Source organism: uncultured Pseudosulfitobacter sp., assembly GCF_963976325.1.
GTDB lineage: Bacteria > Pseudomonadota > Alphaproteobacteria > Rhodobacterales > Rhodobacteraceae > Pseudosulfitobacter.
Genome location: NZ_CAXBJW010000001.1, coordinates 523,656 through 537,645, shown reverse-complemented (window position 1 = coordinate 537,645; position 13,990 = coordinate 523,656). Strand labels below are relative to the sequence as shown.

The window sequence follows — 13,990 nt, the reverse complement described above, 5'->3', positions numbered from 1 at the left end:
GATCCCCGGCGGATCAGTTCGGGATCAAATCCGGCACGATGGTTACGATCGACGGGAAGAACCACAAGATCCCCAGCCCCGCCACCTGGATCAACACGAACGGGATGATGCCGCGGTAGATGTGGCCGGTGGTGACCTCTTTGGGGGCAACCCCGCGCAGGTAGAACAGCGCAAAGCCGAAGGGCGGCGTCAGGAACGAGGTTTGCAGGTTCACCGCGATCATGATCGTCACCCATTTCGGGTCAAAGGTGCCGCCATAGATCACCGGCCCCACGATGGGAATGACGATGTAGATGATCTCGAGGAAATCCAGAACAAAGCCCAGGAAGAACAGCACCAGCATCACCAGCAGGAACACCGTGATCTCGTTGTCAAAGGACTTGAGGAACATCTGTATGTAATGTTCGCCACCAAAGCTGATGACCACAAGGTTCAGGATCTGGCTGCCGATCAGGATGGTGAACACCATCGACGTCACCTTGGCCGTTTCGCGCACGATGGGCGTCAGCACGCCCGAGGTGAACAGGATCCAGCAGCTGAACAGCAGGCCGAACAGCGCATACAGGTACGCGGCATAGGCGACGAAGAACGCAACCCAGCTTTCGAATGACACGTCGTCGGTGTTGATGCGCAGGTCAAAGTTTACGCCGACCAGGATGCAGACCAGAATGGCCAGCGTCGACCAGATGATCACCTTGGGGCTGCGCTCGGTGTCGGTCAGCTTGCGGTAGGCTGCCAGCATGATCGCCCCCCCTGCCCCCAGCGCCGCCGCCGGTGTCGGGTTGGTGATACCGCCCAGGATCGACCCCAGCACGGCAACGATCAGAACCAGTGGCGGGAACACCACGCGGATCAGCTCGTTCTTGGCGCAACTGATGGCCCCGTGGTAGCAGCCGTAGAGCAGGGCCGCGAAGGGGATCGCCGTCAGCACGACATAGACGCCCGAGGATGTGCGCGGGCCGATCAGCAGGACGTCGACCAGCAGCACCAGCACCGCCCCGATGGCACCGATCACCAGCGGGCGTTTGTCGCGCGACGGTGCGACGCCGCGGGCTGTTGTCAGGATCAGACCGGCCAGGATCAACAGGATCGCCGTGCCTGTGCCGATGGGCGCTGCGTTCGCGACCTTGGTGTCGATGGCCTCTTGCAGGGCTTCGGGCGACAGGCGCTCCGATGCGCTCAGGCCACCGGCTGCGTCGATCTCTTGCTGCTGGGCCACGGCAGTGTCCCATTTGGACTGGCCGTGCAGTTCTATCATCGACGCCTTGCAGTCTTCGGACACATTGGTGCGCAGCGACGCGCCCTGTTCGATGTCCGAGAAGGACGACACGGTCATGTTCTGCGATCCAACCACGCCGACATTGCCCAGCAGGATCGTCCCCACCACCATCAGGATCGGAACGCCCAGGAACCAGGTAAACCCTTCACGCCGGGTGATCGGTTCGGAATTGCTGGCCCCCATCGGCACCGCCGGTGCCTTTTCAGGGTTCAGCAGCGCGTAGACAAAGGCATAAAGCGCATAGAGCAGCGCCAGCAGGATGCCGGGCAGCAGGGCCGCCTGGAACAGTGTGCCTACCGACAGGACCGCCGGTTTGCCCAGATAGCTGAGCGCGTCGGTACAGCCCGCAAGCTGCGCGCGCTGTTCCTGTGCGGCGGAATACAGATCCCCCGCCAGTGTGCCCAGCAGAACGATCACGATGGACGGCGGAATGATCTGCCCCAGCGTGCCGGAGGCGGCGATCACGCCGGTGGCGATCTCGGGGGAATAGTTGTTGCGCAGCATGGTCGGCAGCGCCAGCAGGCCCATGGTGACCACGGTCGCGCCCACGATGCCGGTCGAGGCGGCAAGGAACGCTCCCACCACCACGATCGACACGGCCAGACCGCCCGGCAGCGGGCCAAAGACACGCGCCATCGTGGTCAGCAGATCGTTGGCGATCTTCGAGCGTTCCAGCGTGATGCCCATCAGGACGAACATCAGCACCGCCAGCAGCGTTTCAATCGACTGGCCCGCCAGAACCCGTTCGTTCATGCGGTTCACGATGAACGACACGTTGCGGTCCATCGCGACTTCCCAGCCTTGCGGGAACACAGATTCCGCCACACGCGGCAAATCAGGGTAGCGGAAGATGCTGATCGTGTCCGCCTTGACCCCGCTGTTGACCAGGTCGCGGTACACTGCGCTGGACTGGTCAATCGCCTGGTGGATCAGCAGGCCGGCACTGTCCAGCGCCGCGATGATCCCGAACGAGATGATGCCGGCCCCGCCGATGGCAAAGGCCACCGGAAAGCCCGACAGGATGCCGCCAAACAGGCAGACAAAGACGATGATCAGGCCAATTTCGACGCCATCGAGTCCAAACAACATGATATTCTGTCCCTAATCTTTGCGTGCAGGCGGTCTGCGCCCGTCATTATTGTGTGTGGGGGTCGGTGCGCACATCAGTGCGTGCCTTCATAGGCTTCTTCGCCTGCACCCAGTGTGTCGCGATCCATGTATTTGCCTTCGGACGCTTCGCCCTCGCGCATTTCGCACCAGCTGCGGTAGAACGTGGAAATCGCCTGCAACATCACCATGGCGCAAAAGCTGACCAGCAGGATCTTGAACAGGAAGTAGCCGTTAAAGCCGTTGGGCGAAAAGCCGATGGTTTCGACGTTCCATTTCAGGATGCGCGCCTTGCGCAAAAGCAATTCAAGGCTGTCCGAAGCCGACGGGTTCGGGGTGACCAGGTGTCGCCACAGGAAAAACCAGCCGTACATCCACGTGATGATCGCAAAGGGCATCATGAAAAAGACCGAGCCGAACATGTCGATGATCTTCTTGGTGCGGAATTTCGCGCCTGCATAGAACAGGTCGACCCGCACGTGCCCGCCCTGAACAAAGGTGTAAGCCACGCAAAGGCTGACCACCAAGGCGTTGTATAGCTTCAGTTCTTCGCCAAACCACGAGATGTCGAACTGAAGCGGAATGCCGAAACCGAACGAAATGTCGGGCCGGGTGAAAATCCGCTGCATGAACACGATGATGATCTGTTGCAGCACCATCAACAGGCCCGCCCAGGCGACGAAGCGGCCGATGGTGTTGTTGAACCCTTCAAGCGCGCGCACGCAGCCCCACATGAACCCGCGGTGCCAGATGCCAAAAGCGGTGATGATGATCAGGAACACCAGCGCCACAAAGAACAGCTCGACCGAGCCGCCATAGTAGATAAAGCGCATCATGGCTTGCGGGTCGGTCCAGTTCAGCCACATGCCGGGGTTCAGCACGGCGGCGAAAAAATTATAGACTGCTTCCAGCAGGTTGCCAAAAATGAACTGTAACAGTCCGCTGTCCTGAAATTTATCGAGACAGCTCAGCTTTGCGCCCTCTGCCGCCCGGAAAAATCCCTCGCAGGCCACGTCGTTTTCCATTCTCATCCCCTCCCCGTGTGCGCGCCGGACGTGTCGCCGGATTTGCACAGTTGCCGTCTTGACCCGTTGTTCCCACAGGCCGGATGCAGCTTTGGGGCCGTGTCACGGACACGGCCCCAAAGTACTGGTCAAATCTGGATTAGCCTTGGTTCAGCACGCGCTGGCGCTGTTCGACATAGAAGGCGTCGGATTTTTGCAGCCATTCAGCCGAAGATTTCAGCGACGCTTCAAAGCTGCCACGGATGTCTGCGAACAGGGTGTCGTCCATGTTCTCGTCCATGACCTCTTTCGAGGCGGCACCGAAGGCGTCCCAGACGTCATCGGGGAACTGCATGGTTTTCACGCCCTGCTGTTGCAGACGCGCCAGTGCGGCACCGTTGTTGGCCAGCGTTTCGGCCAGACCGGTGTGCGTGGTGGCCATGGCGGAATATTCGATGATCTTCTGTTGCGCCGGCGTCAGTTCGTTGAACACGTCCAGGTTGACGGAAGCGGTCAGACCCGAGCCCGGCTCGTGGAAGCCCGCTGTGTAGTAGATTTTCGCAACTTCCTGGAAGCCTGCGCGTTCGTCCGCGAACGGGCCAACCCACTCCAGACCGTCCAGCGCGCCCGAGGACAGCGCCTGATACAGCTCGCCGCCGGGGATGTTCTGAACCGAAGCGCCCAGTTTGCCCAGCACCTTGCCACCCAGGCCCGGCATACGGAATTTCAGGCCGTTGAAGTCGGCAGCCGAGTTGATTTCCTTGCGGAACCAGCCACCGGACTGCGAGCCCGAGTTGCCGGCCAGGAACATCTTCATGTTGAAGATTTCACCGATCTGGTTGTGCAGCTCGTGACCGCCGCCGTGCAGATACCAGTTGGTCAGCTCTTGGGCGGTGCCGCCAAAGGGAACGGCGGTGAAATAGGCCAGACCGGGGTGCTGGCCGATGAAATAGTAGTCAGCCGCGTGATAGATGTCAGCCTGACCCGAGGACACGGCGTCGAACACTTCGAACGCGCCGACCAGTTCGCCGGGGGCTTTCTTTTCGATGGTCAGTGTGCCGTCCGACATTTCGTCGACCATGTTGTTGAAATAGGTTGCCGCATCGTCCAGCACGGCAAAACCGCGCGGCCAGGCTGTAACCATTGTCAGGGTGCGCTTGCCTTGTGCGTAAAGCGGTGCGGCCAGCGTGGTTGCGGCGGCGGCTGTGCCGCCCAACGCAGACGTCTTCAGAAATGAACGACGGTCCATGGTAACTCCTCCCAAAGTTTATGTAGCGACCGCTCTGATTTTGAATGAAGGCGGCCGTTTCAGTGTTGGTCACACTACGCAGGCCGCCAAAAAATGAAATACCAAGTACTGCGTAGTGCGGCCCTTTGATCTGTCAAAGAGATGACAAACCATCGGTTTTTTTCCACTTACACAAGCTGTTCAGACGCTCTGCGCGCCCTGCCCTCTATGATTTCGAGGCCAAACCGCTTATCGAATCACCATGCAACGTCTTTGGCCCCGTTTCACCCTTAGCTATGCGCAAAAGCTGTCGCTGGTCGCGGCCCTGCCGTTGATTCTGGCCATGTCGGTCATTGCCATTCTGGTGACGGTGCAGGCGCGCGCGCTGGCGGATCGGGAAATTCAGGCGCTGGAAAACCAGCTTATCCGCGCCAAGAAGGCCGAGCTGCGCAACTATGTCACCCAGGCGCGCAACGGGTTCTATTTTGTCTATGGCAACGCCGCCCCCGACGACGAAACCGCCAAGCAGCAGGTCAAGCAGATCCTGGCCGCGATGATCTATGGCCGCGAGGGGTTCTTTTTTGTCTATGATTATGACGGCAACAATCTGGTCAGCCCACGCCAGACCGACCGGATCGGCAACAACTGGATGGACGAGACCGACAGCGAGGGCACCCCTGTCGTGCGCGACCTGATCAACATCGCGCGGCAGGGCGACGGCTATCTGACACATCTGTGGCCGAAACCTTCGACGGGCCAGGAGGCGCGGATGATTTCCTATGTCACCTCGTTCCCAAGCTGGCAGTGGGCGGTGGGCACCGGCGTGTTCATCGACGACGTGCTGGCCACCACCGCCGCCGCCCGCGCCGAGGTCGAGGCGCGGGTGCAGCGCACTTTTGTCTATATTACAGTGATCACCCTGCTGGCCGTTCTGTTGGTGTTCGGGTCAGGCATGGTCATCAACATCCGCGAACGCAGGCTGGCCGATGCCAAGCTGAAGCGACTGACCCAGCGGGTGTTTGACGCGCAGGAAGAGGAACGCGGGCGCGTGGCGCGGGAATTGCACGATGGCATCAGCCAGATCCTTGTCGGGGTGCGCTTTGCCCTGGACATCGCGCGGCGCCGGTTGAAATCCGGCACCTCGGATACGGCCGAAAAATCGCTGGATCAGGGCATCGAGAACCTGGCCACCGCCATTTCCGAAGTGCGCCGGATCAGCCGCGATTTGCGCCCCGGCGTGCTGGACGATCTGGGCCTTGGCCCCGCGCTCAAGGCGCTGACCCATGATTTTCAGACCCGAACCGGGGTCGAAACGACCTTTAACACCGTGGTGTTTCGCAACCGGCTGGATCAGGATTCGAAGATCGCGCTGTACCGTATCGCCCAGGAGGCGCTGACCAACATCGAACGCCATTCCGGTGCAACCCATGTCACCGTCGATCTGCGCGGGCACCGGCGGGGTGCCACCTTGCGGGTCACCGACAACGGCTGTGGCATCCCGCGCGAATCCCGCGAGACGCGGGGCAACCAGCGCGGCATCGGGTTGCGCAACATGCAAGAACGCGTCGAACAACTGGACGGCACCCTGCGCATCACATCGTCGCGCCGGAACGAGGCCGATGGACAGACGACCGGCACGACGGTCGAAGCCACGGTGCCCCTGACGCATCTGTTGCCGCCTGACCCCAAATCCGGCACTGACCCTAAATCTGGCCCCACATCCGGCGCCGCATCCAAAATCAAACCTGCCCCCTAAAAAGAGCCACACATGACCGAACACAGCCCACTGCCCCACCCCATCCGCGTTCTGGTGGTCGACGATCACCCGATGGTCGCCCAAGGCATTCAGTCCATTCTGGAAAGCTATGATGACCTGCTGGTGGTCGGCACGCTGGGCAACGGGCGCGATGTGATCGACCAGTTGGACGCGCTGATGCCCGACGTGATCCTGATGGACCTTAACATGCCAGAAATGGGCGGACTGACCGCCACCGAACTGGTGCTGGAACGCAGCCCCGACACTGCCGTTCTGATCCTGTCGATGCACGACGGCCCAGAATACATCGCCTCGGCGCTGGACCACGGCGCGCGGGGCTATGTGCTGAAGGATGTGCCGACAGAAGAGATCAAGGACGCCATCGACGCGGTGATGCGCGGCGAACGCTATCTGTGCACCGGCGCCCAAGGGTCGATCGAGCCGAAACCCGGCGACATCCGGTCACAACTGACAGAGCGCGAACAGACGATCCTGTTGCAACTGGCGCAGGGGCTGTCGAACAAGGATGTGGCGCGCGATCTGGATATTTCGGTGCGCACCGTCGAGACACACCGCAAGAACATCAAACGCAAGCTGGGCATTTCCAGCACCGCCGGTTTGACCCGCTACGCGATGGAACATGGCGTGTTGCAAGGCACGGGCCGCTGACCGCCCCGCCGATTCTCTGGCTGATTTTGCGCTTGTGTCGCCAATATTGCGGCCCGCGAAATAAAATGTCGCAAAAAAGCGCCCCGGCGACACTTTTTCTTGCCGTTTGACTGTTGACGGCCTTGGACCCCGCTCATAATGTCCCAAAACGCACTTGAGAGGACCAAAGACATGCTAGATGTCGTCGTCATTATTGGATCAACGCACATGGGCCGGTAACGGTAGACCAGAATTCGACCCATGTGCCCCCGCCAGAACGGGGGTTTTTTTATGTGCAAAAGACAGTATGGCGTAACCGGAGTAGAGCTATGACACGTCAAATGAGCGGAGCAAAGATGGTGGTTCAGGCCCTGATAGATCAGGGTGTGGACACGGTATTTGGGTATCCCGGCGGCGCCGTCCTACCGATTTACGACGAGGTGTTTCAGCAAAACTCGATCAAGCACATTCTGGTGCGCCACGAACAGGGTGCGGTGCATGCCGCCGAAGGCTATGCGCGCTCGACCGGCAAGCCGGGTGTGTGCCTTGTGACATCCGGCCCCGGCGCCACCAATGCGGTGACCGGTTTGACCGATGCGCTGCTGGACAGCATCCCGATCATCGTTCTGACCGGACAGGTGCCGACATTCATGATCGGCTCGGACGCGTTCCAAGAAGCGGACACGGTTGGCATCACCCGCCCCTGCACCAAACACAACTGGCTGGTGAAAGAGACCGACAAGCTGTCTGGCGTCATCCACGAGGCGTTTCATGTGGCGACCTCGGGCCGCCCCGGCCCCGTGCTGGTGGACATCCCCAAGGATGTGCAGTTTGCATCCGGCACCTACACCGGCCCGAAACCGTCGCAGTCGCATTACCAGCCCACCCTCAAGGGCGACATGGAAGAGATCACCGAACTGGTGGCCGCACTGGAAACCGCCAAGCGTCCGGTGTTCTATACCGGCGGCGGCGTGATCAACTCGGGGCCCGCAGCCTCGCAATTGCTGCGCGAACTGGTCGAGGCCACGGGCTTTCCGATCACCAGCACCCTGATGGGTCTGGGTGCCTATCCGGCGTCCGGTGACAAATGGCTGGGCATGCTGGGGATGCACGGGCTGTACGAGGCCAACATGGCGATGCACGGCTGCGATCTGATGATCAACATCGGCGCGCGGTTCGACGACCGGATCACCGGCGTGCTGGACGCGTTTTCGCCCAAGTCGATCAAGGCGCACATCGACATTGATCCGTCGTCGATCAACAAGGTGATCAAGGCCGACATTCCCATCGTGGGCGACGTGGCCCATGTGCTGGAAGACATCCTGAAGGTCTGGAAATCGCGCGGTCGCAAGACCAATGCCGAAGGCGTGGCCAAGTGGTGGAAACAGATCAACGAATGGAAAAAGGTCGACTGCCTGAGCTTTAAGCAAGAGGGCAAGGTGATCAAGCCGCAGTACGCGCTGCAACGGCTTGAGGCGCTGACCAAGGACCATGATCGCTACATCACCACCGAAGTGGGCCAGCACCAGATGTGGGCGGCGCAGTACCTGAATTTCGAGGGTCCGAACCGCTGGATGACATCCGGCGGGCTGGGCACCATGGGCTATGGTTTTCCCGCGTCCATCGGCGTGCAGATGGCCCACCCCGAGGCGCTGGTGATCAACGTCGCGGGCGAGGCAAGCTGGCTGATGAACATGCAGGAACTGGGCACCGCGATGCAGTTCAACCTGCCGGTCAAACAGTTCATCCTGAACAACGAACGTCTGGGCATGGTGCGCCAGTGGCAGGAACTGCTGCACGGTGAACGCTATTCGCATTCGTGGTCGGAAAGCCTGCCTGATTTCGTGAAACTGGCCGAGGCGTTCGGGGCCAAGGGCATCATTTGTTCGGACCCTGCGGATCTGGACGACGCGATCATGGAAATGCTGAACCACGACGGTCCGGTCCTGTTCGACTGTCTGGTCGAAAAGCACGAGAACTGTTTCCCGATGATCCCGTCGGGCAAGGCGCACAACGAAATGCTTCTGGGCGAAGCCGACACCCAAGGCGTGATCGACGCCAAGGGTTCGGTGCTGGTGTAAAGGAATACGGATATGTCAGCTCTAAAAATCAAAAAAGGCGCGACCAGCCATTCGGCGTACAACCTACGGCCCAACTTTTCGGATGTGGAAGAGCGGCACACGCTGGCCGTTCTGGTCGAAAACGAACCGGGGGTTCTGGCGCGGGTGATCGGGTTGTTCTCGGGGCGCGGCTATAACATCGACAGCCTGACCGTGGCCGAGGTGGACCATTCCGGCCACCTGAGCCGCATCACCATCGTCACCACCGGCACGCCGCAGGTGATCGAGCAGATCAAGGCGCAGTTGGGCCGCATCGTTCCGGTGTACAAGGTCAACGACCTGACGGTCGAAGGCCCGTCGGTCGAACGGGAGCTGGCGATGTTCAAGGTTGCCGGCAGCGGCGACAAGCGGGTCGAGGCGCTGCGGCTGGCGGATATTTTCCGCGCCAATGTGGTCGACAGCACGCTGAACAGCTTTGTGTTCGAGATTACCGGCGCGCCGGAAAAGATCGACGCTTTTGCCGACCTGATGCGCCCGCTGGGGCTGGTCGATGTGGCGCGCACCGGCGTGGCCGCCCTGTCGCGCGGCGACTGATGAAACACGGGTGGGTGGGGGCGGATCAGCCCCTGCCCTGCTATGGGGTCAGGACCCTAGGCCCGTTTCGGTGCTGCCCACGGCTGGTGGCGGGGAAATGCAATCGTTTTGGCCCGTTGGTCGTTGCGGGCGGGTGCGACGGACAGGGGCTGTGGTGCGCAAGGGGTGTGGGCCACGTACAACTTAACGTTTTCGGCCAGCCTGGGCGATACATCGGTGCGCAGGTCGAAGCTGACCAGATCGCCTACGTCAAAACCAAAGACACCGTCCTGCATGGATTCCGCGGCCTGAAAAAACGCCAGTTCAACGTGATCTTCGCACAGGATCACAGCCTTGCGATTTGCAAAATCGCACCACAAAACCACACCAAACATACCCAACCGCCCCAAAAAATGCACTCTCCTTAAAAATAACGAGTGTAAAACCACCTTGGCGGGAAGCGCGCCTTGCATTTTGTGACACCCTACGTAGTGTCTGGCATCAAATTCGCGTCAAATGTGACGCGAAGTCGCGTCAATACACTGATCCGAAACCTCAGTTTTGGCATTCCACATCCTTAGACGCTGCAACAGAAGTGGCCGAACATGCTTTATAGCGACAAATCACCCGTTGAACTGCGCAATATGTTCGGCGCCAATTTGCGCGCACTTGCACAGGACTATCCGTCGATTTCCGAGCTGTCCCGGCGGCTGGGTGTCAACCGCACGCAGTTCAACCGCTATCTGGCCGGCGAAAGCTTTCCCCGGCCCGATGTGTTGGCGCGCATTTGTAACTTTTTCCACGTCGATGCGCGCATCCTGCTGTCGCCGGTGGCCGAAATTGGCACGGATGAGAAGACCCTGAACCATCCCTATTTGCAGGATTTCCTGAGCGATGCCGCCATCAACGTGCCGGAAACCCTGTTCCCATCGGGCTTTTACCGGTTCTCGCGCCGCAGCTTTATGGACCAGCCCAAATGTGTCGTCGGGGTGGTCTATGTGTTTCGCAAGAACAAATCGACCTTCTTGCGCGGGTTCGAGCCGCGCGCGGCGCTGACCGTTCAAGGGTTGCCCCATGACAGCCGCGCACGCGAGTTTCGCGGGCTGGTGGTGCGACAGGACGATGGCATTGCCGCAATGGTGTCACGGCGTGGCGCGGTGACCTGTTCGTTCAACTATATGGCGCGCCAAGCGTCCTTCGAAAACAATTACTGGGTCGGCTACGTGGCCCGCACCATACGCGAAAGCCTGACCGACAACCGGGTCGAACGGCTGGTTTATGAACATCTGGGAACCAACCTGTCCAAAGCATTGGCAGCGGCCCGCACGGCCGGTTTTTGCGAGGTTGACGACCTGCTGCCCTATCACAAACGGCTGCTGCGCCCCGCCGAACCCTTTCGGTAGGCGCCATGGGGCCGAACCCTTCCGGTAGGCGCCATGGGGATGTCGCCCGCAGAAAACCCCTGTCGCTGACGCGCTGACGGGGGCGGGTTTTCTGGCCTAAGGCTGAGGCATCACACCAAGGGATGCTGCCCGATGACCCACACCAATCTAGACGCCGTACGCCGCCCGCTGGATCAGGCCAATGGCCTGCCCAATGCCCATTACATCGACGCAGCCGTGTTTGACGAGGAACGCACCGCCGTGCTGGCGTCGGGGTGGTCCGGGCTGGCCGTGGGCGCGGATGTGCCCGAGGTGGGTGACGCTGTGCCGCTGACCTTTCTGGGGATGCCCCTGCTGATCGTGCGCGACCGCGCCGCCCGTGTGCGGGTGTTTCAGAACATCTGCCGCCACCGCGGCATGATATTGGTCGACGCCCCGCGCAAGATCGAAGGTGCCATTCGCTGCCCCTATCACAGTTGGTGCTACAGCACCGATGGCCGGCTGGTCAGCACGCCGCATGTGGGCGGTCCGGGCCGCAACACCCACGCAGGCATCGACCGCGCCCTGCTGGGCCTGATCGAAGTGCGCAGCCATGTCTGGATGGATGTCATCTGGATCAACCTGTCGGGCGATGCCGCCCCGTTCGAGGTGCACAACGCCGACCTGCTGGCCCGCTGGGCCGAGTTCGACAAGCCGCTGTATCACGGCGGTGCCGACAGCAGGTTTCAACTGACGGTGAACTGCAACTGGAAGCTGGCGGTCGAGAATTACTGCGAAAGCTATCACCTGCCGTGGGTCCACCCCGGTCTGAACAGCTATTCGCGGCTTGAGGATCATTACCACATCGAAGCGCCCGAGCTGTATTCCGGCCAGGGCACGCTGGTGTATCGCCAGTTGACCGGCGCGGATGGTGTTCGGTTTCCCGATTTTGCGGGGCTGGGCACAAAGTGGGACACCGCCGCCGAATATGTCACCGCCTATCCCAATGTGCTGCTGGGTGTGCACCGCGATCATACGTTTACGATTGTTCTGGTGCCGGAAAGCACGGAAAAGACCACGGAAAACGTGCACATCTACTATGCCGCCGCCGACACCGACCCTGCCCTGCGCGCGCGCAACGCCGAACAGTGGAAGCTGGTGTTCGAGGAAGACATCTTTGTCGTCGAGGGGATGCAGCGCGGGCGTCACGCGCCAAGCTTTGACGGAGGGCGGTTTTCACCTGCGATGGACGGGCCGACGCATCTGTTTCACGCGTGGGTCGCGGGCCGTTTGCAGGCGCACCGCGCGGGGCAGATGGCGGCGGAATGACCGACCTGAACGCGCAACTTCTGGCGGCCCATGCGGCGGGCGATCATCTGGCGTTGGTGGCACTTTATGCGCAGGCCGCCGACGGGACGGCTGATGTGGATGCTGCCTGTTTCTTCCTGACGCAGGCCTATGTCTTTGCGCTGGAACAGGACGCGCCGCAGGGTGCTGCATTGCGCGCACGGCTGGCCGCAGAGGGCCGCGAACCTTTGTAATATCGCCGCCCGCGCATCAGACCCGCCGTGCGTTCGGCCAGTCAGTTGCCTGATGCCAGGCCTGCGCCACCCGCAGCAGCGCCGCGTCCGCGCCGCGTTTGCCGATCAGTTGCAGGCCCGCAGGCGCGCCATCCGGCCCGCCAAAGCCCACCGGCACGTTGACCACCGGCAGCCCCAGCAGCGACGCAGGCACCACCACCTGCATCCAGCGGTGATAGGTGTCCATCTGTACGCCTGCGATCTCGCGCGGGTAATCCCACGTAATGTCAAACGGCCAAAGCTGCGCCGACGGCAGCGCCAAAATGTCATAGGTTTCAAAGGCTTTCGCGGCGGCTTTGAACCAGTTGCTGCGCACCACACTGGCGGCGTGGACCTGCATCCCGCTCAATGCGATACCGCGCCCGATCTCCCATTGGGCGGTGTCTTTCAGGTGATCGCGCTGCGCCGGATTGTCGTAAACCGCAGCCAGCCCCGCGCCCACTTGCCACGACCGCAGGGTGATCCAGCTGTCCCACATCGCTTCGGCGTCGAACAGCGGGGCCTGATCGGTCACCTGCGCGCCCAGGCCCTGCATCTGTTGCAACGCGGCCTGCGAAATCTCCAGGATGCCCTGCTGCATCGGCAGCGCGCCGCCCCAGTTGCCCAGCCAGCCGATGCGCACACCGTCCATGCCACCCGCGATCTGCGGCAGCGCGGGCGCCTGGGCCAGCCCGTGCGGCTGGCGCGGGTCCGGTCCGGCCATCGTGTCCAGCAGTGCGGCAAGGTCCGCAGGGTTGCGCGCCATCGGGCCATTGGTGGCCAGTTGGTGCAGGAAATTGTCGCCCTCGGGTTCCGATGGCACCAGCCCCCAGGTGGGGCGCATGCCATAGACGTTGTTCCAGCCCGCCGGATTGCGCAGCGATCCCATCATATCGGACCCATCGGCCACCGACAGCATCCCGCAGGCCAGCGCCGCCGCAGCACCGCCGGACGAGCCGCCCGCCGAACGGCCGTGCGCATAGGGGTTGTGCGTGGGACCGTGCACGGGGTTGATCGTGTGCGAGCCAAGGCCAAACTCGGGCGTGTTGGTCTTGCCGATCACAATCGCGCCTGCCGCGCGCAGGCGCGCGACCATGATGTCATCCCTGGCCGCCACCTGCCCCTCGAACAGGGGCGAGCCCATCGACGTGGGCAGTCCGGCGGCATTGGCCAGATCCTTGATCGCTATGGGCATACCATGCAGCCAGCCACTGCGCGGTGCGGCATCGGCGGCGCGCGCCTCGGCCATCAGGTCGTCGGCATCGCGCAGCGACACGATGGCGTTTACCGCCCCGTTCACAGCGTCGATACGGGCCAGCGTGGCCTGCATCAGGTCGGTTGCGGTCAGGGTGCCCTTGGCCAGGGCATCCGATTGCGCCAGGGCGCCTTGGAAAAGAATGTCATCTGTCATGGCC

12 protein-coding genes are annotated in these 13,990 nt (G+C 61.6%); 7 read left to right on the top strand and 5 right to left on the bottom strand.

What is annotated here, in order from left to right:
- Positions 1-13: 13 nt before the first annotated feature.
- The 3 genes from AAC077_RS02625 to AAC077_RS02615 form a co-directional block, all read right to left on the bottom strand.
- The gene (locus tag AAC077_RS02625) at positions 14-2,368 is read right to left on the bottom strand and encodes a TRAP transporter large permease subunit (protein WP_339766386.1); all 2,355 of its coding nucleotides are present in this window, start codon (positions 2,366-2,368) and stop codon (positions 14-16) included.
- A 74-nt stretch (positions 2,369-2,442) separates the two neighbouring features.
- Positions 2,443-3,411 carry a C4-dicarboxylate ABC transporter permease gene (locus AAC077_RS02620; protein WP_339766385.1) on the bottom strand — a complete coding sequence of 323 codons (969 nt, stop codon included), beginning with the start codon at positions 3,409-3,411 and terminating at the stop codon, positions 2,443-2,445.
- A 139-nt stretch (positions 3,412-3,550) separates the two neighbouring features.
- Positions 3,551-4,639, bottom strand: coding sequence for a twin-arginine translocation signal domain-containing protein (locus AAC077_RS02615; protein ID WP_339766384.1), 1,089 nt, complete (start codon positions 4,637-4,639; stop codon positions 3,551-3,553).
- A 241-nt stretch (positions 4,640-4,880) separates the two neighbouring features.
- Here AAC077_RS02615 and AAC077_RS02610 point away from each other — a divergent pair, with 241 nt between their 5' ends.
- The 4 genes from AAC077_RS02610 (at position 4,881) to ilvN (ending at position 9,676) form a co-directional block, all read left to right on the top strand.
- On the top strand, positions 4,881-6,374 hold the full coding sequence (locus tag AAC077_RS02610; protein ID WP_339766383.1) for a cache domain-containing protein: 1,494 nt from the start codon (positions 4,881-4,883) through the stop codon (positions 6,372-6,374).
- A gap of 12 nt (positions 6,375-6,386) precedes the next feature.
- Complete coding sequence (locus AAC077_RS02605) at positions 6,387-7,043, top strand: response regulator transcription factor (protein WP_339766382.1); 657 nt, start codon at positions 6,387-6,389, stop codon at positions 7,041-7,043.
- Between the two features lie 308 nt (positions 7,044-7,351).
- Positions 7,352-9,103, top strand: coding sequence for an acetolactate synthase 3 large subunit (locus AAC077_RS02600; RefSeq protein ID WP_339766381.1), 1,752 nt, complete (start codon positions 7,352-7,354; stop codon positions 9,101-9,103).
- A gap of 12 nt (positions 9,104-9,115) precedes the next feature.
- Positions 9,116-9,676 carry an acetolactate synthase small subunit gene (ilvN, locus tag AAC077_RS02595; protein WP_339766380.1) on the top strand — a complete coding sequence of 187 codons (561 nt, stop codon included), beginning with the start codon at positions 9,116-9,118 and terminating at the stop codon, positions 9,674-9,676.
- A gap of 56 nt (positions 9,677-9,732) precedes the next feature.
- Here the strand turns inward: ilvN and AAC077_RS02590 are convergent, their stop codons facing one another.
- Positions 9,733-10,128: a hypothetical protein gene (locus AAC077_RS02590; RefSeq protein WP_339766379.1), complete on the bottom strand. Its 396-nt coding sequence runs from the start codon at positions 10,126-10,128 to the stop codon at positions 9,733-9,735.
- A 132-nt stretch (positions 10,129-10,260) separates the two neighbouring features.
- Here AAC077_RS02590 and AAC077_RS02585 point away from each other — a divergent pair, with 132 nt between their 5' ends.
- From AAC077_RS02585 to AAC077_RS02575, 3 genes are all read left to right on the top strand, one after another.
- On the top strand, positions 10,261-11,058 hold the full coding sequence (locus AAC077_RS02585) for a helix-turn-helix transcriptional regulator (protein ID WP_339766378.1): 798 nt from the start codon (positions 10,261-10,263) through the stop codon (positions 11,056-11,058).
- 132 nt (positions 11,059-11,190) lie between these two features.
- Positions 11,191-12,345: an aromatic ring-hydroxylating dioxygenase subunit alpha gene (locus AAC077_RS02580; RefSeq protein WP_339766377.1), complete on the top strand. Its 1,155-nt coding sequence runs from the start codon at positions 11,191-11,193 to the stop codon at positions 12,343-12,345.
- The gene (locus AAC077_RS02575; RefSeq protein WP_339766376.1) at positions 12,342-12,557 is read left to right on the top strand and encodes a hypothetical protein; all 216 of its coding nucleotides are present in this window, start codon (positions 12,342-12,344) and stop codon (positions 12,555-12,557) included. The genes AAC077_RS02580 and AAC077_RS02575 overlap by 4 nt, the downstream gene beginning before the upstream one ends.
- Positions 12,558-12,573: 16 nt before the next feature.
- Here the strand turns inward: AAC077_RS02575 and AAC077_RS02570 are convergent, their stop codons facing one another.
- Positions 12,574-13,986 carry an amidase gene (locus AAC077_RS02570; protein ID WP_339766375.1) on the bottom strand — a complete coding sequence of 471 codons (1,413 nt, stop codon included), beginning with the start codon at positions 13,984-13,986 and terminating at the stop codon, positions 12,574-12,576.
- Between the last annotated feature and the right edge of the window lie 4 nt (positions 13,987-13,990).